General features: G+C 48.5%; 18 protein-coding genes and 1 pseudogene. 8 read left to right on the top strand and 11 right to left on the bottom strand.

The features are described 5' to 3' along the window. Positions 1-10 precede the first annotated feature (10 nt). Positions 11-721 (top strand): hypothetical protein, encoded by a 711-nt coding sequence (locus tag H6859_00505; GenBank protein ID USO05721.1) that lies wholly within the window; start codon positions 11-13, stop codon positions 719-721. On the opposite strand, the gene H6859_00500 is transcribed toward H6859_00505, so the two are convergent. From H6859_00500 to H6859_00465, 8 genes are all read right to left on the bottom strand, one after another. Further along, complete coding sequence (locus tag H6859_00500) at positions 669-1,157, bottom strand: hypothetical protein (GenBank protein ID USO05720.1); 489 nt, start codon at positions 1,155-1,157, stop codon at positions 669-671. The two genes, H6859_00505 and H6859_00500, sit on opposite strands and share 53 nt — an antisense overlap. A gap of 489 nt (positions 1,158-1,646) precedes the next feature. After that, the gene (locus tag H6859_00495) at positions 1,647-3,857 is read right to left on the bottom strand and encodes a copper-translocating P-type ATPase (protein ID USO05719.1); all 2,211 of its coding nucleotides are present in this window, start codon (positions 3,855-3,857) and stop codon (positions 1,647-1,649) included. Continuing rightward, positions 3,847-5,184 (bottom strand): APC family permease, encoded by a 1,338-nt coding sequence (locus H6859_00490; protein USO05718.1) that lies wholly within the window; start codon positions 5,182-5,184, stop codon positions 3,847-3,849. The genes H6859_00495 and H6859_00490 overlap by 11 nt, the downstream gene beginning before the upstream one ends. Beyond that, the gene (locus H6859_00485) at positions 5,181-5,405 is read right to left on the bottom strand and encodes a DUF2933 domain-containing protein (protein ID USO05717.1); all 225 of its coding nucleotides are present in this window, start codon (positions 5,403-5,405) and stop codon (positions 5,181-5,183) included. Before H6859_00485 ends, H6859_00490 begins: the two co-directional genes overlap by 4 nt. 19 nt (positions 5,406-5,424) lie before the next feature. After that, positions 5,425-6,795, bottom strand: coding sequence for an efflux transporter outer membrane subunit (locus H6859_00480; GenBank protein ID USO05716.1), 1,371 nt, complete (start codon positions 6,793-6,795; stop codon positions 5,425-5,427). Between the two features lie 17 nt (positions 6,796-6,812). Continuing rightward, a complete protein-coding gene (locus H6859_00475; GenBank protein ID USO05715.1) occupies positions 6,813-7,385 on the bottom strand; it encodes a DUF2231 domain-containing protein in 573 nt (190 codons plus the stop codon). After that, positions 7,382-10,495 carry an efflux RND transporter permease subunit gene (locus H6859_00470; protein ID USO06645.1) on the bottom strand — a complete coding sequence of 1,038 codons (3,114 nt, stop codon included), beginning with the start codon at positions 10,493-10,495 and terminating at the stop codon, positions 7,382-7,384. Before H6859_00470 ends, H6859_00475 begins: the two co-directional genes overlap by 4 nt. A 43-nt stretch (positions 10,496-10,538) precedes the next feature. Continuing rightward, the gene (locus H6859_00465; protein ID USO05714.1) at positions 10,539-11,510 is read right to left on the bottom strand and encodes an efflux RND transporter periplasmic adaptor subunit; all 972 of its coding nucleotides are present in this window, start codon (positions 11,508-11,510) and stop codon (positions 10,539-10,541) included. Between H6859_00465 and H6859_00460 the strand changes: the two are divergent. Further along, positions 11,495-13,771: pseudogene (locus tag H6859_00460) on the top strand (type I restriction endonuclease subunit R). The gene H6859_00465 and the pseudogene H6859_00460 overlap by 16 nt on opposite strands. A 35-nt stretch (positions 13,772-13,806) precedes the next feature. Here H6859_00460 and H6859_00455 read toward each other — a convergent pair. Together H6859_00455 and H6859_00450 are read right to left on the bottom strand one after the other, a co-directional pair. Next, complete coding sequence (locus H6859_00455; protein ID USO05713.1) at positions 13,807-15,042, bottom strand: type II toxin-antitoxin system HipA family toxin; 1,236 nt, start codon at positions 15,040-15,042, stop codon at positions 13,807-13,809. Beyond that, complete coding sequence (locus H6859_00450; protein USO05712.1) at positions 15,035-15,382, bottom strand: helix-turn-helix transcriptional regulator; 348 nt, start codon at positions 15,380-15,382, stop codon at positions 15,035-15,037. Before H6859_00450 ends, H6859_00455 begins: the two co-directional genes overlap by 8 nt. A 437-nt stretch (positions 15,383-15,819) precedes the next feature. On the opposite strand from H6859_00450, the gene H6859_00445 reads away from it, so the two are divergent. Then, positions 15,820-16,098: a hypothetical protein gene (locus H6859_00445; protein ID USO05711.1), complete on the top strand. Its 279-nt coding sequence runs from the start codon at positions 15,820-15,822 to the stop codon at positions 16,096-16,098. Between the two features lie 223 nt (positions 16,099-16,321). Here H6859_00445 and H6859_00440 read toward each other — a convergent pair whose 3' ends face one another. After that, positions 16,322-16,579: a hypothetical protein gene (locus H6859_00440; protein ID USO05710.1), complete on the bottom strand. Its 258-nt coding sequence runs from the start codon at positions 16,577-16,579 to the stop codon at positions 16,322-16,324. 98 nt (positions 16,580-16,677) lie between these two features. On the opposite strand from H6859_00440, the gene H6859_00435 reads away from it, so the two are divergent. The 5 genes from H6859_00435 to H6859_00415 are packed head-to-tail and all read left to right on the top strand — an operon-like array spanning position 16,678 to position 21,312. Then, a complete protein-coding gene (locus H6859_00435) occupies positions 16,678-17,157 on the top strand; it encodes a hypothetical protein (protein ID USO05709.1) in 480 nt (159 codons plus the stop codon). A gap of 1 nt (position 17,158) precedes the next feature. Then, entirely contained in the window at positions 17,159-17,731 is a 573-nt protein-coding gene (locus H6859_00430; protein ID USO05708.1) for a hypothetical protein, read from the top strand. A 6-nt stretch (positions 17,732-17,737) separates the two neighbouring features. Continuing rightward, entirely contained in the window at positions 17,738-18,154 is a 417-nt protein-coding gene (locus H6859_00425) for a hypothetical protein (protein USO05707.1), read from the top strand. Continuing rightward, entirely contained in the window at positions 18,155-19,981 is a 1,827-nt protein-coding gene (locus tag H6859_00420) for a hypothetical protein (protein USO05706.1), read from the top strand. A gap of 20 nt (positions 19,982-20,001) precedes the next feature. Continuing rightward, positions 20,002-21,312 carry a hypothetical protein gene (locus tag H6859_00415; protein ID USO05705.1) on the top strand — a complete coding sequence of 437 codons (1,311 nt, stop codon included), beginning with the start codon at positions 20,002-20,004 and terminating at the stop codon, positions 21,310-21,312.

Genomic DNA, 21,312 nt, shown 5'->3' with positions numbered 1-21,312 from the left:
GGCTCTACAAATGGCACTGTATAAAATTGAAGACAGAAAAATTAAAGCAATAGAACGCACCACATTCGCGCACCAAAACATTAAAGAGCGCGATGATCTTCAAAAAATGCTCAAAGAAAATATAGAAATAATTTCTCCAGACACGCTTATAGTGGCCGAAGAATTTGGTGAATGGGAAGACAGTAGAAGGCGTATTGATTTACTGGGTTTAGATAAAGACGCAAATTTAGTTGTAATAGAACTAAAACGCACAGAAGATGGTGGCCATATGGAGCTTCAAAGCATTCGTTATGCCGCGATGATTTCAACTCTCACATTTGAAAAGCTTGTAGCTATTTACGGGCATTATTTAAAAGCAAATCAAATAGACAACGACCCAACAAGCGCCCTTTTAGAATTTTTAGATTGGGAAGAGCCGGATGAAGATAATTTCGCTCAAGAAGTAAAAATCATTCTAGCCTCAGCGGAATTTTCTAAAGAATTAACAACATCGGTAATGTGGCTTAATGATTTTGGCCTCGATATAAAATGCGTAAGAATGCATCCTTACGTTAGCGGAATTTTGGACATACAAACGGTTATACCAATTCCAGAAGTGGCTGATTATCAAATTAAAATAAGAGAGAAAAAGCAAAAAGAACGTGCATCACGTGAAAACTCAAGAGATTTCACAAAGTTTGATGTGAGCGTAGCTGAGGATTCTTTTCTGTTTGCGGGGTGATTCTATAAACCCGATATTCCTGCACCTTGCCGCCTGTGATTTCTTTAATAGGCAGATCGCCGAGGAAGGGCAGGATATGAACGCGCAAACGGTCTGAATGGCCTCGAATCCATGCAGGGCTACGCTGGCCTTCGGTGATAACGGAATATTCTTGAATGAATTTGTCCGCGACATCGCGGAAGGTTAGAACTTTTTCTTTTTCCTGCTTCTCGGCGGGCGTTTCTAAAACGCCAATGCTCGCCTGACCGCGCAGATTGAAATACCACTCTTCGGCGTAGTGTATCGCTTCATGCAGATATGTTTCTTTTGTCGATGTACGGTAATTATACCCGCGCAGATAAGCGGCGGCTTGCCAATAGCTGCTGCGCCCGCGTTTATAAACATAGGCTTTACCGCCTAAAACTGGATGCTTTTCTGGTGTCTGCTGTATCTCCATAATACGATGCCTTTCACAGTACAAAAGTGTGTAAGTAGTGTGTAAGTCAATTTTAGCAGTATTATGGTTAAAGAAGTGTTGCTAAGTCATTGATTTATTGGTTGCGGGAGTAGGATTTGAACCTACGACCTTCAGGTTATGAGGGAGATTCTGACAATTAACTACAACACGCAAAAACAGAATACAGCAAACAAATCAAACGGTTAGAAGAAAAATGTTTTTGCCGTAATTCGTGGTTTATTGTCCCTTTTTGCCTCCAACTGTCCCGCCAGTGTCCCTTGGGACAGTAGATCACCGTTAATATTAAACCCCGAAAAATAAAATTTTAAACGTTATAGCACCCAAAAAACTTATATAATAGAGAAGCAAACAGTTTTAATGCCCGCTTTATAGAACGCGAAGGATATTCTGCCAAATGCCAAGAACTGATCTCGTTCTTAAAGCCACACCGCTATCGAAATTTTAAACCTTTGTGTAAGGGCGTGCGACTTATATCTTTAGCAAACGCAGCCGCAAGGCATTGGCGATCACGCTCACAGAAGAGAGTGACATCGCCGCTGCCGCTATAATTGGTGAGAGCAGAATACCAAAGAACGGATAAAGGATACCTGCTGCAACTGGTACGCCCGCCGCATTATAGACAAACGCAAAAAACAAATTTTGCCGGATATTGTTCATTGTTGCGACAGAGAGATTGCGGGCGCGGACGATGCCAGTGAGGTCGCCTTTGAGCAGCGTTACACCCGCGCTTTCCATCGCCACATCCGTTCCGGTGCCCATTGCAATGCCCACATCGGCTGCGGCTAATGCCGGAGCATCATTCGTGCCGTCTCCGGCCATGGCCACAATCTTGCCTTCACCCTGTAATTTTTTAACAATTTTGCTTTTATCCTCCGGCAAGACTTCCGCTTCCACTTCCTCAATATTCAGCATTCTAGCGACTGCTTCCGCCGTGCGGCGGTTATCGCCGGTCAACATTACGATGCGGATACCTTGTTTATGCAGGGCCTCAATAGCCTCTGGCGTAGTTTTTTTGATCGGGTCGGCAATTGCCAGTATCCCAGCAGGCTTGCCGTCCACGGCGATAAAGATCGCCGTAGCACCGTCCGAGCGCAGTTCATCGGCCTGCGCCGATAATTTATGAATATCTACGCCGCGCTCTTCCATCAACATCACATTGCCAAGCGCCACCGCACGGCCATTGACGGTGCCGATCACGCCTTTACCGGTCGGCGAGTCAAAATCATCCACTTTCGCTAAATTCAGCCCCTTGTCTTTTGCGGCCATGACAATGGCATGAGCCAATGGATGCTCGCTGCCCTGTTCCAGCGAGGCGGCTAACATAAGTAATTCATCTTCACTGTAGCCCTCGGCAGGCACTATTTTGGTAACGGTCGGTTTGCCTTCAGTCAAAGTTCCGGTCTTATCGACCACTAGCGTATCGACCTTTTCCATGCGCTCCAGGCTTTCCGCGTTCTTAATCAAAACGCCGCCTTGCGCGCCCTTACCAACACCAACCATAATCGACATTGGCGTGGCCAATCCCAAGGCACAGGGGCAGGCAATAATCAAAACACTCACGGCAGCAATCAAGGCATAGGCAAAAGCCGGAGTTGGGCCAAAGACCATCCAGCAGATAAAGGCGACAATCGCACAGAGTATGACGACCGGAACGAACCATGAGGCGACCAGATCCGCCATGCGCTGAATGGGTGCGCGGCTCCGCTGTGCCTCGGCAACCATCTGCACGATCTGCGAAAGCATCGTATCCTTACCCACACGCTCAGCCTTCATAACAAAGCTGCCGGTCTGGTTCATCGTACCGCCGATCACTTTGCTCTCCGCTTCTTTTTTAACGGGCATGGATTCCCCTGTGACCATAGATTCATCGACCGCACTGCTGCCCTCGGTCACAACACCATCCAGCGGCACTTTCTCACCGGGACGTACGCGGAGCAAATCGCCCGCCTTTATTTGATCAAGCGGCACATCTTCATCCTCGCCATTTTCATTAATCCGGCGTGCGGTTTTCGGCGCGAGATCGAGCAGCGCACGGATAGCCCCACCAGTCTGTTCGCGCGCCTTTAATTCCAAGAGCTGACCGAGAAGAACAAGCACGACAATTACCGCTGCCGCTTCAAAATAAACGGCAACAGCACCTTCATGTCCTTTGAACGTATCGGGAAATAAGCCGGGCGCTACCGTAGCAATAACGCTGTAAACCCACGCTACACCTGTTCCCATCGCTATAAGAGTAAACATATTCAGATTGCGGCTTTTCAGGGATTGCCAGCCGCGTTCAAAAAACGGCCATCCTGCCCATAAAACTACAGGCGTTGCCAAAACAAGTTGTATCCAGTTTGAAGCAGTACCGCTGATATAATGATGAAAATTTAAAAGATGTGCGCCCATTTCCAACGCAAAAACCGGCAATGTTAGGATAAGACCAATCCAGAAACGGCGGCGAAAATCAGTCAGTTCCGGGTTTTCGCCTTCTTCGCCGGTGATCGTTTCCGGCTCCAGCGCCATGCCGCATATTGGACAGTTCCCCGGCCCTTCCTGCCGGATTTCCGGGTGCATAGGACAGGTGTAAATCACATTGGCACCGGCAGGAATTTTAACAGGCTTTGCTTTTTTCCCATGCTCATGATGACAACATGAATGGTTTTCGTGACTATGTTTATGGTGTTTATGCTCCATGTGAGTGTCCTTCATCTGATCTGGAATAGTGTTTTAAAAATAGTCTCTCTCCGGCAAAAACAAAGATCATGCCCGCCAGCGAAACATAAATCACCAGCATATCGGTTTGTGCTTTTACAATCAGGAATGCGCTCAATACGATCAAATCCAGAATAATCGCCGTGATAAGCACAAAGGCTTTGGCCTTAATCTCTTTGCGCAGATAACGCAATACGCCCCAATGCACAGCAATATCCATGATGATGTAAAAAATCGCGCCGAGTGAGGCAATCCGGCTGAGGTCAAAAAAGACCGTCAGCACCATGGCCAGAACAATCGTATAGACCAGCGTATGTTTTTGAATATCGCCTGGCATACCGAAATGACTATGTGGAACCAGTTTCATATCGGTGAGCATAGCCAGCATTCGGGACACCGCAAACACGCTGGCAATCACACCGGACACGGTGGCGATAATGGCAAAGCCGACCGTCACCCACAGGCCGTATTCTCCAAAGGCAGGCCGTGAAGCCTCGGCCAGAGAATAATCTTTGGCTGTAATAATCTCGTTAATCGAAAGATTACCACCAACCGCCAGCGTGACCATGAGATAAAGAACAACGCAAATAGCAATCGCAATGATAATCGCCCGCCCGACATTCTTATGCGGGTCTTTAATTTCGCCGCCGCTGTTGGTGATGGTGGTAAAGCCTTTATAAGCGAGTATGGCCAGCGCCGTTGCCCCTAAAAACCCGCCGGGCGTGGTTTCTTCCGGTTTCACGGAAATGCTTTCAAAACTTAAACCCGAGGCCCACAAACCGCCTGCAGCTAATAGCGCAATACCGGCAACTTTCAGGAAGGCCATGAAGAACGAAAATGTCTGGATGAATTTGTTACCGAGAATATTAACGAGAAACGCAAAGGCCAGAAGTCCAACCCCCAAAGCCGGAACCAGCCAGCTATCTTTCCCGCCGTCAAAAAGTTGCAGTGTATAGGTACCGAACGTCCGCGCGACAAGGCTTTCGTTAATAACCATGGAAAAATACATGAGCAACGCGCACCCGGCCGTCATAAAAGTCTTGCCGTAGGCTTTCTCTAAAAACATGGCAATGCCGCCCGCAGACGGATAGGCGTTGGACATTTTCACGTAAGAGTAAGCGCTAAAGCCCGTAATCACCGCCGCCGCCAGAAAAGCCAGCGGGAACCATTCCCGCGCCAGCTCCGCCACCTGCCCGGTCAGGGCGAATATCCCGGCCCCGATCATCACCCCGGTTCCCATTGAAACCGCGCCGATTAAGGTCAGGCTGTTTTCTTTGTAGTGTGCTGAACGGTCGTGGTTATGGCTCATTCCTTATCCTCCTTGTTATGGTCTCCATGCCCGCCGTGACCATGGCCGAATATGTGCATGAGGGGGCAGGCCAGCAGAATAAGATACGGTAACGCCACAGCCAGATGATCCAAATGCTGCGTCAGAAGGTAATAACTCAGCCCGGCTAAAGCCAAAATCAGGGCAACGCCCTTCCATGACAATATGAAAGCTATAAAACCTTTATGATGTTGATGATGCATAATTCTAACTCCTTTTTTCTTATTCTTCTTCCCAGCCGCCGCCCATGGCCTTAAATAACTCTACGCGTGCGGCCAGTGTTTCGTATCGTGCCCGTTCATACTGATCTTCTGACTCTAGCAGAGTGCGCTGTGCATCCAGAACATCCTGAAAATCAATAACGCTTAAGGAATATTGCTGTTCGGCAATATCATAAGCTTTCCGCGCTTTACTAACGGCTTTGTTTAAGGATTGTTCGCGCTCTTTCGTTTTTTGCACTTTCGTCATGGCATTTTCAGCTTCCTGAAACGCAACCAAAACTGTCTGCTGATAATTTTCCGCAAGCTCTTTTTGGCGAGCGGTCAAGCGATCCAGATTACCTTCCAAGCGGCCACCCTGAAAAATCGGCGCAATCACTGATCCCGCCAAGGTCAAAGCAGAAGCCGATGGGTTCGCGGCCAGCAACAGGCTGGGGCCGATATTGACAGATGGATAAAATGCGGCCCGTGCTGCACCGATGTCGGCATTTGCGGCAATCAGCATGGCCTCCATACTTTTAACATCCGGTCTGCGTTCCAAAAGTGCGGCAGGTTGCAAGGCCGCCGGATCGGGCAGATGAAGAGCGTTTATATTTTTACCACTCACATGAAAGCTCTGCGGCGGTTCACCAATCAGCACCGCCAGTGCGTTTTGCGCCAAGGCCAGTTCCTGTTCTAATGCTGTCACAGCGGCTTTGGCTCTGGCCACCTGTGTTTCCTGACGTGTGATATCGAGTTGTGTTCGCGCTCCGGTTTGAAAACGCGCCTCAGCGACATCCAGCAAATCTTCGCCCGCGCGCAAATTGCCCTTGGCAATGAGCACACGCTCTCTCAAATTCAGGACATTGAAATAATTTTGCGCCACATCACCCATAATCACGAGCGCCAATGCATCATGCTGATATGCTGAGCTAAGGAGCTTGCTTTCTGCCGCGTTTGTTTTTGCGCGGTTGGCTCCAAATAAATCAAGTTCATAGGATATGCCGATATCTGTCGTGTATTCAGGAATGCCATTATTGCGCATGTCTGTGATATTCATAGGAACGGTTGAACCGCTCATATAGCTTGCAGTTACATCCGCCGAAGGGAGCAGCGAAGCACCGGCAACTTTTAAATCTGCACGCGCCTGTTCAACCCTCTGAAGCGAGGCTTGCAGGTTATTGTTATTTTCAAGGGCGCGATTAATCAGGTCATTTAATTCTGCACTTTCAAACCCCGTCCACCAGTCGGCAGCGATTTCGGCATTTTGAATACTCTGCGCACTTCTCCATGCAGGCGTTTCAACATCCGGCCTTTGGTAATCGGGTGTCATAGAACATGCCGATAAAATCAGAAGCGATGTGGATATGAATGCGAATTTCTTAAAGTTATTCATCTTGGCTATCCTTCATTTTAATGCTCATGGCTGCTGTGGTCATGATGGTCTGTAGAGGCTTCTGGCTCTTGTGTTTCATGATGATTTGTCTGTGGTTCATCACCATGGCTATGACTACCATGGCCACCATCCCCATGAATTTCAGGTATTCTCATCACGCCTGTGCCGTGGCGATAAACAACTTCACCGCCCTTATATCCTGTAACAGCCAGCAAACTGGAAGCCAGCACGATAACGCCAACGAATACAGGACTAACCGTTTGAGCGCCGCGCTGTTTCCATGCAGCCCATAAAGCCAAAGCCAGAAATATTCCGGCAGTCGGCAACGCCCAGTTTTTATGATCCGTCATGGCGGCATGGGACGCAGCATCATGGCCAACTGAATTATACGCATCAAATCCGGCAATCACTGTACCAGTGGTCAGAACGGCACCAATCCATAAATTCCAGCGTGCCGCTATAAACAGATTTTCTTTTTTAAGAACACTTCCCAGCAGGTACAAAAGCGCCGAAACACTCAGCAAGCCAATCGTGAAATGCACAAAAATGGGGTGGTAATTGGGAATAATTTCTATGTTCATGTCCATCATTGTTCAGTCCTTTCTTCTTTTAAAGGCAATTTCAGTTGCCATTGCATATACACAGCATAGAGCACAGGTATCAGGATCAGTGTCAGAACAAGCGTGCTGACCATGCCGCCGACCATTGGCAGAGCAATACGGCGCATCACATCAGAACCCGGCCCGTCGGTGAGGAAAATCGGGATCAAGCCAAGAATGATGGTGCTGACCGTCATGAGTTTCGGGCGGAGCCTTTGAATTGCTCCATGGCGCACATTTTCTAGGAGTTTCTCGAACGTATCCGGCCAATGCTCCCGCATTTCATGATCGATATAAATCAGCATAACGATAGCGGTTTCCACTGCAATTCCGGCCAGTGCAATAAAGCCAACGGCCACAGCAACGGAAAGGTTGTATCCTGCCAACCATAGCCACCATACACCGCCGATAATGCCGAACGGTACAGAAAGCATAATCAGGATCGTGCGATCCCACCGTCCAAAATGCAGATACAGCAGCGTTAGAATAATGAGGATGGTTGCTGGAACAGCTATTTTCAGGCGTTCACCCGCTTCCTGCATTTGCTCAAACTGACCGGAGAATTTCAGCGTATATCCTTGCGGAAGCTCTAATGTTTTCAGAGCTTCTTTAAGATCAGCGATATAAGAGCCAATATCACGCCCCTCAATATCGACAAACACCCAGCCGTTCAGACGTGCATCCTCGGACTTGATCATGGATGGTCCCTCAGCAATACGGATGTCCGCCAGATCGGCAAGCGGAATGTGCGCACCATTCGGAGCGCTGACCAGAATATTATCCAGATCGGAAATATGCTCTCGATAAGGACGGTCATAGCGTAGCATGATCGGATAACGCTCTCGGCCTTCCACGGCCTCATCAAGCTGCATCCCGCCAAGGGCTGTCTGGATAACCTGCTGCACGGTTTTAAGAGCAATGCCGTATCGCGCAAGCTCACGGCGATCAGGAACAATCTCAATATATTTCCCGCCAACAACCCGGTCAGCAATCGCGCTGCGCGTGCCGGGAACATCTTTAGCGCGCCCCTCAACATCTTTGGCGATGCGGTCGATTTCCTGTAAATCCGATCCGGCAATCTTGATGCCGACAGGGGTGCGAATACCCGTAGTTAGCATATCGAGGCGGATTTTAATCGGATAGCCCCAGCTATCCATCATACCCGGCAGGCCAACACGCTTATTCAGATCAGCGATCAGCTTTTGCGGTATCATGCCTTCGCGCCATTGATCGCGGGGTTTAAGTTCAATCCATGTTTCGATCATGGCTAAGGGTGCAGGATCGGTCGCTGTATCTGCACGTCCGGCTTTGCCGAATACATGTTCGATTTCCGGGGCTTGCATCAACTGGCGATTGGTAACCTGCAATATCTCCCGCGCTTTGGCTGGTGAGACTCCCGGCAGGGTCATCGGCATATAAAGCAATCCACCTTCATAAAGCGGCGGCATAAATTCACTGCCCAGCTTGGATGCCGGAAGCGCAGTAGAGATAAGCGCAGCCAGTGCCAGAACAATCGTTGTTTTACGCCATTTTAGCGCTGCATTGAGAAATGGCTTATAAAGCGCAATAAAGAAACGATTGATCGGATTTTCATCTTCACGTTTGATCTTGCCGCGTATGAGCCAGAGCATCAGCACAGGCACAACAGTAACGGATAACAAAGCCGCCGCCGCCATTGCATAGGTTTTGGTGAAAGCCAGCGGCGTAAACAATCTTTCTGACTGCCCGGTTAAAGCAAAGACAGGGAAGAACGAGACAGTAATAATCAGCAATGAAAAAAACAGACCCGGACCAACTTCTTTTGCCGCTTGCACCAATGCTTTTTGTTTATCTTCTGGTTTTGCGTCAGCGCCCATATCAGAGAGTTTTCTATGCGCGTTCTCAACCATCACAATCGAGGCATCGACCATCGCGCCAATCGCAATCGCAATCCCGCCTAGCGACATTATATTCGCCGTAATACCTTGCGCGTTCATGATGATGAAAGCTGCAAGAATACCAAGCGGAATGGTGATAATCGCCACCAAAGCACTGCGCGCGTGGAGAAGAAACAGGAAAGTAATCAGCGCGACCATCACGCTTTCTTCGATTAGCTTATCTTTCAGATAATCAACAGAGCCTTCAATCAGCTCGCTACGGTCATAGACAACTTTCAGCTCCACACCTTCGGGCAAGCCTTGCCGCACGCTTTCCAGCCGTTCTTTGACATTATGAATGACATCCAACGCATTCGCACCGGGGCGCATAACAACAATGCCGCCCACGGCTTCACCTTCACCGTTCAGTTCGGTAATACCGCGCCGAATGGCCGGACCTTCGACAACACGAGCGACATCACCCACGGTAATTGGCGTACCGTCCGCAGTCTTCAAAACAGCCTGCGCCAGATCATCCGGCTTGTTCACATAGCCGTAGGAGCGGATAAGATATTCCGTTTCCGCCATCTCTAATGTGCGTCCACCCGTTTCAGCATTTGCGCCGCGCACGGCCTCTACCACTTTTTGCAGCGGTATATCAAAGGCGCGAAGCTTATTCGGATCGACCTGTACCTGATATTCTTTAACAAACCCGCCTACAGAAGCAACCTCTGCCACACCATCAATCGTGGCTAGTTCAAAGCGTACGAACCAGTCTTGTAGGCTTCTTAATTCAGAAAGATCATGCTGGCCTGTCTTATCAAATAAGGCATATTGAAAAACCCAGCCCACACCTGTGGCATCCGGCCCAAGTTCAGGCTCCACGCCTTCAGGCAAAAGCCCGCGCGCTTGTGAAAGATATTCGAGCGTCCGGCTACGCGCCCAGTACATATCGACGTTATCTTCAAAAATAATGTAAACGAAGGATGTTCCAAACATGGAAAAACCGCGCACAACTTTGGTTTTAGGGAGCGATAGCATCTGCGTTGAGAGCGGGTATGTGACCTGATCCTCAATCACCTGCGGAGCTTGTCCCGGCCAGTCAGTGCGGATAATAACTTGGGTATCCGATAGATCGGGAATTGCATCGAGCGGGATTTTAGTCACCGAGACCATGCCAGCCGCGAGCAACACAAGCGCGCCCAGCATCACAAAAAATTTATTTGCCACAGACCAATCTATAATTTTGGCCGCAAAACTCTTGGACGGGTCGTGCATATGCTCTTGATTAGTGGACATGGCCTTGACTTTCTTCACTTGAATTTTGTTCTGGCTGCATATCTTTCATATCGCTGCCGCCATGATCGTGTCCCATCGCTGCCATGCCGCCTTTAAGATTGCTTTCAGCATCGAGCATAAATTGTCCAGACTGAACGATTGTCTGACCGTGTGAAAGCCCTTGTGTAATCTCGGTCAATCCCTCTGCTGTAATACCTGTCTCCACCATCACAGGGCGGAAATACCCGTCACCCAAATTCTCAATTACATAGGCGCCCATTTTACCGTAAAGCACGGCTTCGCTCGGCACAGCCAAGCGGGATTGCGTGTCGGCACTAAAAGAAACATCAACATAAGTATCGGGCTTTAATGTGCCCTCCGGATTATCCAGCACAAGACGCACAGGCACCGTCCGGCTTTTAGGATCATTCACTGGATGAATAAAATCTATTTTTGTTTCATACGCTTTGCCTGTTTCAGGCTCGGTAACAGTGGCAGGCGCGCCGACTTTAAGAAACTGAACATCACGGATCGGAACATCGGCATTCACCCACACTGTTGAAAAATCCTGTAATTTTAAAACGCTTCCGCCTTCATTCACATGCCCGCCCTTGCGAACATTCAGCATAGTAACGGTACCGTCTTCTGGCGCGTAAAATGGTGTTTTTTCAAAAAATTTGCCGCGCTCTTTTAATTCAGCAATCGCCTTATCATCCATACCGTAAAGTCGCAGCCTTTGTGTGGCATTGCCCACACGTGAGCCAATCAGAAAATCTGACTGCGCGTTCATCAAATCAGGACTGTAGTAAGTAAAGAGAAGGTCTCCTTTTTTGACGGTATCGCCGAGCGCATCAACGGCCAGATCGACAATCCAGCCCTTCGTACGCACATCAATCGCATATTCCAGTCTTGTACTTGGTGCTACAGATCCAAAAGCGCGAATGTTTCGACCAAAATCATGGTGGCTATCAGATTGCTGCAACTGAACGCATCATGTGGAAGATTAAAAGCTCTTTCGAAGGAAAAAGCTGGAGCACGCCTGAAAGCGGTGGCTATATCTGGCATACGACGGGATCGGGAAAAACACTCACCAGTTTTAAAGCTGCTAGGTTAGCAACCGAACTCGACTTTATTGATAAGGTATTTTTTGTGGTCGATAGGAAGGATTTGGACTATCAGACCATGAAAGAATATCAACGCTTCTCGCCTGATAGTGTGAATGGCTCTGACAGTACAGCCGGGCTTAAACGCAATCTAGATAAAGATGATAACAAGATCATCGTGACGACTATTCAGAAATTAAACAACTTGATAAAAAGCGAAAGCGATCTGGATGTTTACAACCAGCAAGTTGTCTTCATTTTTGACGAGTGTCACCGCAGTCAGTTTGGGGAAGCGCAGAAAAATCTGAAAAAGAAATTTAAACGTTATTATCAATTCGGATTCACTGGCACACCGATATTCCCGCAAAATGCTCTAGGGGCAGATACTACCGCCAGCGTCTTCGGGCGCGAGCTGCATTCTTATGTAATTACGGATGCTATCCGTGATGAAAAAGTTTTGAAGTTCAAAGTTGATTACAATGATGTTCGCCCGCAATTCAAAAGCATTGAAACCGAACAGGATGAGAAGAAACTGAGTGCCGCCGAAAATAAAAAGGCTTTCTTACACCCAGATCGCATCCAGGAAATATCAAAATATATTTTAAATAACTTCCGTCAAAAAACACATCGACTGCAAGGGGGAAATAAGGGCTTCAATGCGATGTTTGCCGTCAATAGTGTAGATGCAGCAAAACTTTATTATGAAACGCTTAATGCGCTACAAGCGGACAGTGATAGACCCTTAAAAATCGCAACAATTTTTTCCTTTAATGCCAATGAAGAACAAGATGCTGTCGGTGATATTCCAGATGAGAGTTTTGATGTTTCTGCGATGAATAGTAGTGCTAAAGAATTCTTGGGCGCTGCTATCAACGATTATAACGCATTTTTCAAAACCAATTTTAGTGTCGACAGTAAAGGCTTTCAAAATTACTACCGTGATTTAGCCAAGCGCGTTAAATCTAAAGAGATAGATTTGCTAATTGTCGTAGGCATGTTCCTGACTGGCTTTGATGCACCAACGCTAAACACATTGTTCGTTGATAAGAATTTGCGTTATCACGGCCTGATGCAGGCTTATTCTCGTACCAACCGTATTTATGATGCCACGAAAACATTTGGAAATATTGTCACTTTCCGTGATTTAGAGCAATCAACCATCGATGCCATTACTCTGTTTGGTGACAAGAACACCAAGAATGTCGTTCTTGAAAAGAGCTATAAGGAATATATGGACGGCTTTAGTGATGCAACGACGGGTGAAGCGCGTCGTGGCTTTGTAGATGTTGTGACGGAACTGGAACAACGCTTCCCCAATCCGGAGGATATTGTTAAGGAAGCCGATAAGAAGGCCTTCGCAAAGTTATTCAGCGAGTATTTGCGCGTTGAAAACGTTCTTCAAAATTACGATGAGTTCGCCAGCCTTAAAGCGTTGCAAACTGTTGATACGAATGACCCCGAGGCCCTAGAAGCGTTTAAAGAAAAACATTATTTAAGTGATGAAGATATTGAGAACCTCAAAGCGATCAAGATTCCTGCAGAGCGTAAAATACAAGACTATCGTTCTGCATATAATGATATTCGAGACTGGTTGCGAAGGGAAAAGGCATCCAACGAACAAGATAAATCATCAATAGACTGGGAAGATGTTGTATTTGAAGTTGATCTTCTTAAATCTCAAGAAATCAACTTGGATTATATTCTTGAGCAGATCTTCGAGCATAATAAAAAGGTCAAAGATAAAGCAGCGCTCGTAGAGGACGTACAGAGAATGATACGCTCTAGCCTTGGAAACCGTGCAAAAGAAGGGCTTCTGGTTGATTTTATCAATCAAACGGATCTTGATAAAATAGGCGATAAAGCTAGCGTTATTGATGCATTCTTTAAATTTGCACAGGCAGAGCAAAAGCGTGAAGCAAAAGAATTGATTGATTCTGAAAATCTTAATCAAGATGCTGCCAAGCGTTATATTAAAGCTTCTATTAAACGTGAGTTTGCAAGTGACAATGGAACAGAATTAAACGCTATTTTGCCAAAAATGAGCCCACTGAATCCACAATATTTAGCAAAAAAGCAGACTGTTTTTCAAAAAATATCAACATTCGTTGAAAAGTTTAAAGGTGTTGGCGGGGATATTTAAACGAAGCGAGCCATATGGCAGACATATCTGGACTACTAACAGATAATCTCTTTAATCCGCTTAATATTAGCCTTCGACACACCACAAGATTTGGCCAGTTCTTTCCACTGCTGCAGCACTGTCACGGTTTCATCGATGATGCGCTGGGCGTCTGCCCTTGATAAATCCGCAACCTCGGCCAGTTTCAGCAGCTGCTCAACACCCGGGTTTTTACCTTCTCCCATCACCATGGTGCTTTGCTCTCCGCCCGGGCCGCTGGAGAAGGTGAGGTCATAGGCGGGCGCCATTTTCCACGTACCGCTGTCATCCATCAGGAAAGAGAAGTTTTTCGCGTGGTCATCGCGGTTATGGCTGAGCACGTTAAACACCGCCAGACGGTACATCTTCTGGGCCTCACGAATATCGCGCGTCAGGATCATCGTCGCCTTGATCAGATCCTGATAATCGAGAGACGGCACTCTAAAATCAGAGTGCAGCAGGCCGCATGCTGTATGCATATGCAGGCGTCCGCTACTATCTGTCCGATCAAAACGTTTGGTTGCAAAATACCCCGCGCCCGTTTTGGCGGGGAAGAGATGCGCGTCCATCACCTCCAGACCGGCTTCCTGCGCCATCAGGCTATACACATATTCAATCGCTCCAGCATCTTGACCATCTGCCGTATTTGCAAATTTAACCAGCCATGGTTCATAGCCAGTGGGCAGGTCCTCCACGCCCTGAATGACTTTGGATTTATCACGGTTAACGCCGATCATAGCTTTAGGGCGAGCCCCTTGTGGTGATCCGCCCAGCGCCAGAAGCTCTTCAAATACTTCCTCGCTGCTGCCCTCTAAAATTGCCTGTGACTGATCAGCCAGCACATCAAGGTTAACGGTCTCGCCATGCACACCCTCGCTGTAATCCGGCGCATAAATCAGTGCGCCCATACCTGAGGCACCCACATACGCCAAACGATCCAGCGGTGAAAAACTATCTGGAGCAATCCCTTTACGCCGCAAAGCACGATCCAGCAAAAGCCGTCCCCAGCCATCGGGCAGGCTGTCATTAAACAGGCCGGGAAGCCCCTCAAACAATCCTGGCTCAAAAACCTGTAGCTCCGGTGTCAGGGGAAGCTTGAAGGGAGAGACTTCGAGCTTTTTAGTGATAAAGTCTGCGTCATATTCAAAGAATATTTTGCCATCACGATGCGCGAGACGCCCGACAGGGATGGGCGCATCTCCAAAATCCAGCATGACATTCAGCGCACTCACGGGCGTAAAATTCTTAGTCATGAGACACCTTCTTCTTTCTGGCCTTTTTTCTGAAACGCGGCGCGGTTTTTGAGACGGGCTTATCGCCCTCACTCGCTTTCAGCAATTCATCCATGCTGGCAAATTGTGTTTGCGGCTGGAGGGCTTTGACCAGCCTTTCATTCAGCCCCAAAACAAATGTAAGCTTAACAAAGGATTCGAGCGATATTTTACCTGTCTGCTCGAATTTCCTGAGCACAGCAACGCTCACGCCGGAACGCTGCGCCAGCTCAGCCTGCGTCATGTTTCTGGCAACCCGATGCTCGCGCAAAAGCCGAGAAAACTCCAAAAAACTGTCTTTAGGGGTCAATATAGCTATCATAATGTTAATTATACCATTAAATTACACTTAAATGGTATTATTATATTAATAAAATTGATATTTTTCATTTGTCAGAAAAAGTAAACTAAGGGGTAAACTGGGGCAGTTTACCGGTCAACTAAACTATTTAAAAAAAATCAAACACTTATCATGTCAAGTAAGTTGACAATTTACCCCATTGCTTGACGTATTTATTTAAAGAAAACAAAGGCTTGCGCGAAATCTGTCAAGTAGCCGTGTCAACTAAGTTGGAACTCCTGACGCTAAAAAACTCCCGCACGTTCCCCGCCCCTATAGGAAATGCCCCCACAGGACCCGCGCGAATTCCTGCGAGAACGCAAGACCGCTCTGCGCAGGCCTGCGTGCATCACTGAATGATGTGCGAAACTCTGCATATTCCACTGGCTATTGCGGGCGAAGGAAGCATTCATGTTCACATGGATGAGATACCGACCATCACCATTTACACGCGCGGCCATCCTCTGGAGACGAGGATCCTCGGTATGCAGGATCTGACCAGAGAGCAGGTGGGCAAGGCGTTGGAATTGTATGCCAAGCAGCATGACACCGTCGTCGGCACCGTGCTCGGCGTGACCGCAGGCGCCGTCGTCTTTACGCCGGTGACAAACTGGAATCGAAATAGCAATCCCGAGCCCGCCGATATCCATTTTATTCCTTGGGAAAAGATCCGCGAGTTGCTCGGCATAAAACTCTGACCGACCGGGATGGGGTGCGTGGATCTGTATCCCACGCCCCTCCCTTTAGGGAGGGGTGGAGAGAGTGACATCTGCTGACATGCCGTAAACCCATATGCACTAAGCCATACAGCCAGAAAATCAGACGGTATATGCAGATACACCAAAATTTCTGCGCTGCGCGTAACCTCTTGTAATAAAACAAAAGCAGATATCACCGCCTGGCAGATCTGCTGCAGATTCATCAACGCGTCTTCTCTTCATCATGATAAACCCAGCTGTGTGCATTTTCGACCTGACGCACACCACCGGATCCTTCATCCTTGTAATGCGTGGGCAAGACAGCAATGGCCGACGTCATAATCTCGCCAGTATCCTCATCAATGTCATCCTGCCCCAGCTGCATATTCTCAACCACCAGATAGCCATACTTGCTGCGCTCCGCCGTTTGTTTCGTTAGCGGATGCGGAGTCTTCAGGCATTTGATATAGCCCTTGCCCATCAGAACGCTGATACGCTTCTTGATGGTCGTCTGGCTGCCCAGCCCATCAATATCCTCGTATGCTTCGCTGAAGCTTTCAATCGTATATTTGGGACGGTGTGGCGGTAGAATTTGAAACGGAAAAAGGCTTTATTCTGACGCTTGAACATGGCGCGCCTTTGGAGGTCGCTATTGAAGAAGGCTTTAGTTTTTGGACACAAGACGAGAAAATCTTACCGGTACAGGTCGGCGGTGGTTTCTTTGAAGGAGAGGGGCAACCCACAATTATTGACGGTGCTGATTATGCCTTACAAGTCGAGGGCTTGGCACCTTACAGGGAAATTTTAAGCGCCGGAGAAGGTGTTACGCCGAAACAGGGGCAAGGGTACCTCATTCTAAACAGCGTCATAACGGATATAGACGGCAGGGCTGTTATTCCGATCATGCCTAAACTGCGCTCCGGTATTGAGGAGCAACCGCTTATTGTCGGCATAATAAAAATTCATATGCGCCTAAACAATGATGAGGCCGGGGATAATCCTACCAATGCCCGGCTGCAAACCTCTTACACCTTACAATTTGAAGAAATCTTAAGCTGAAATGTCTGAAAAACGTTTAAATGAAACTCTGTCCACTGAGACAGAAAAGCAAGTCGTGCGCCCTATCCTAATGGCTGAATTCGATTTTGACACCAATGTTGAGCGCGCTTGGACTGGTGTTGGCGAGTTGGTTTGGGACAGCAAAACCTTTTACGGCACAGGCAATCTCGGCAAGGTTTCAAAAATTGAAGAAACAACTGAAATGAAGGCAACAGGCGCAAGCTTTCAATTAAGCGCCATACCCGCCGAGCTTATTGAGGATATTCTTGCCGCGCCGATTCAAGGGCATTCTGCAAAAATGTGGTTTGCCCTTATGGATGAGGATTTTCAAAACATTATTGATGAGCCTCACCTTATCCATGACGGTCGCCTTGATACCTCTGAGCTTATTGATACCGGCGACACAGCCACCATCACTTTGAATTCTGAAACCCGCTTTAGGGATTTAGAGCGCCCGCGCACCAAACGTTACACCGATGCCGAACAGCAAAAACGTTATCCGGGCGATAAGGGCCTCGAATACGTGCCTTCGATGCAGGACAAAGAAATCACTCTAGGCGCGCCAAAGGAGTAATCAAACATGCTTACACGTTTAACCGACTGGTCAATCCGCCTTGACCGGTTCATCGACCTATACCGTAACCGTCCGTTTGTTTGGGGTGAAAACGATTGCTGCCTTTTCGCCATGAATTGCGTGGAGGAAGTGACAGGCCAAGATTTAGCCGATCCTTACCGCGGATATAAAAACCAGAAAGAAGCCTTACGGCTTTTAAACCGTTGCGGCGGTGTGGCCGGAATTGCGGACGCTGTAGCTGAAAAACACAACATACCGGAGATCCCGCCAGCCAACGCGCGCCGCGGTGATGTTTGCCTGTTTGATATTGGCCGCGGCGATACGCTTGGCATTCGTGCCGGGGAATTCATTTATGCCCCCGGCTACCGGGGCCTTATTGAGTTTCCAATTTTACAGGCTCTGCGCGCTTGGAGGATTGGATAAATGCCTCAAGCCGTTGCCCTTGTGCCTGTCGTTCTTGGCGGGCTGACTTCGCATTTTGTCGGCGCTGCCGTGGGCGGTGGTGTAATCGGCGCTATCGTGGGCGGTTTAGCCGGTGCCGCAGTCGTATCTTTTACCGCGCCTATTTTTGCTCCGAAACCAGACGTACCGAAATTCGATGCAAGCGTATCTGTAACGAATGTCCCGGCCAGCGCTAAAGGCCGCACGGAAATGATACGCCAGCCAATAACTACGCAGCGTATCGTATATGGAGAGATACGTGCCAGCGGCCCGCTTGTTTTTGCCCATAGCCGCCCGATTGACGGAAATTCCGACAAGCTTGATATTCTGCATTTAGTCATCGTGGTTGCGGCCCATGAAGTCGAAGCCATTGGCGATATGATTTTCAATGATGAGGTCGTTACCTTAGACGGAAACGGCGAGGCTACTTTAGAGCCTTACAAAGAAGACGGCACAGTTTATGCAACCGTGTATAAGCATCTTGGAGAAAGCGACCAAGAGGCGGATTCCGTTCTTGTTAGCAATAGTGGGGGGAAATGGACAAACGCACACCGGCTGCGCGGGCTGGCTTACCTCCATGTTATGCTCCGTTATAACGAAAAGGCTTACGCTTCCGGGATTCCAAATATCTCGGCTTTGGTAAAGGGCCGAAAAGTTTATGATCCGCGCTCGGAAACTGAGGCATGGTCTGACAATGCCGCCCTTTGCATTCTTGATTATCTGCTGGCAGATTTTGGCCTGGGCGCGAGCATTAATGAAATTGACGTAAATTCTTTTATTGCCGCGGCAAATACTTGTGACGAAGAAGTCGCAACACTGACAGGCACGGAAAAACGGTACACCTGTAACGGCGTAGTGGATTTAGGCGACAGCCCCCGCGCCATTTTAGAAGGCATGTTGAGCAGCTGCGCCGGGTTTTTGGTTCACACCGGGGGCAAATGGCGCTTGCATGTTGGTGCTTACGCGCCGCCGGTCAAAACTTTGGATGATAGCTTTTTACGGGACGGTGTGGTTATGCGCCCGCACCGATCGCGCCGAAAGTTATTTAATACACTGCGGGGCGCTTATGCCTCCCCGGATCACAACTGGCAGCCGATTGATTACCCGGCTGTTTCAAGTGATTTATATATTGCCGAGGATAACGGCGAGGAAATAACCTCAACGCTTGATTTAAGTTTTACGACTTCTCACACAATGGCGCAGCGTATAGCGCGCATTGCTTTAGAACAAATCAGACGGCAAAGACAAATTGAATATCCGGCAAACTTGGCAGGGTTTCAGGTTTCCGCAGGCAATACTATTGCTTTGAACTTGCCCCGCCTTGGTTTAGCGGACATGCCGTGCCGCGTAACGAATTGGCAAATGGTCGAGGATATGGGCATAAATCTTACCCTCGATGAAGACGGCCCGGACGTTTATTATTTTGATCCCGGCGATTTACAGGATATTGGCGATAACCCGCAAATCGTTACGCCAAACAATCAGGCGCAACCGCCTACGACACCGCGAAATCTGACCGCCTCTGCCGGAGATAATTTTATCACTGTTAGTTGGGACGCTATTACGGATAGCGACTTGCGCTATGTCGAGGTTTGGGAACGAACCGCCGACACCGAAAACCCCGAAGTTGACGCAGCCCGCATTCTGGAAGTTTACGGCAATTCATTTACTCGCAATCTTCTGGCCGGAAGCGAAACCCGCTTTTATTGGGTGCGCTCCGTTGACCGGTACGGAAATAAATCCGAATTCGCCGGGCCGGTTGAGGCCACTACGTCCGGGGATCAAACCGTTGTCCTCGTCCTTGAATAACCCGCTAAAGGAGCCAAAACATGACCACAACCAAGAAAATATCGGAGTTGCCTTCCGCGGTAACTCCATTGCAAGGGGATGAAGTCGTCCCCGTTGTTCAAGATGGTGCAACGCGCCGCGCCACCATTGACGAAGTACGGGAGGGCCTCGCGGCAGACGACCATAATCATACTTTAGAAGATATTGCCGATGCGGGAAGCGCGGCGGGTGCAGAAATTGCCGACTTTGCCACCGCAGCGCAAGGGGCAAAAGCTGATTCCGCTTTGCAGGCCGAAGACATAGGAAGCGCGGCTTATAATGAAACTGAGGATTTTGCGACAGCCGCGCAAGGGGCTAACGCGGACAGCGCTATACAGCCGGAGGATTTGGAGGACGTTGCGACAAGCGGTGATTATGATGATTTAATAAACGCTCCACAGCCGGGCCTTATTAATGCCGTTATAAACGGAGGCTGTATGGTTTCTCACCGCGGCGAGCTTTCTTTAAGCGACAGCTGGCAATATGGCCCTGTGGATTTGCTGGCCGTAACTGCGGAGGGGACAGTTTCCGCAGGCACAATCAAACAATTTACCGGCGCTTACAGCCTTACAGAAACCGGCGCAGCCTGTATGGTTGAAAATGCGACCTTGACCGGTTCAGGAAAAATCAATTTCCGCCATCGTATAGAATCTAAAAATGCACGGCCCTTTGCAAACAAAGCAGCACATTTCTCGGCCCGCACATATCACGATAGCGGTGCTACGCTGGATTATACGATTACAATCAACAAGGCGGATTCCGAGGATGATTTTGCCACGGTAACGGAAATAGATAGCGACACTGTTTCAGTAAATAATGATACGAATGACGGTATTGCATTCTCTGTTGCGGATATGGGCGATTGTCGGAACGGTATTGAAATTATTGTTTCAATTGATTGCGGCGCTATTACCACAAAAGATTTCTTTTTAGGCCAGCTGCAATTCTCCATAGGCGCTAACCAGCGGCCCTTTGAAATGCGCCCGGCAAGTTTAGAGGAAAAGCTTGTCCATCGTTTCTTAAGGCCAATTGGAGGCATTCTTGGCGTGGCCAATTCCGGCTCGAACATGCAGGCCGTATTCTCCCATCCCGGCATGCGCGCTGCGCCAAGCTATGAAGTAAATGCGCCTATCGCCATGACGGATGGTTACACCGCAGATTTCACACAATCAGAGGCCAGCATTACAAACGTCCATGAAAATAACGCTCATCATGGCCGCGTGGATATTGCCTATTTCTCCGGCCTTACTTCCGGACGCTTTCATATTCAACGCGGCACAGGCGGCTTAATTTTGGCCAGTGCGGAGCTTTAA

The sequence above is a fragment of the Rhodospirillales bacterium genome (assembly GCA_023898785.1).
In the GTDB taxonomy this organism is placed as follows: Bacteria; Pseudomonadota; Alphaproteobacteria; order Micavibrionales; family Micavibrionaceae; genus TMED27.
Note: the sequence above shows the minus strand (reverse complement) of the source record. Positions and strands in the feature narration are given on the sequence as shown.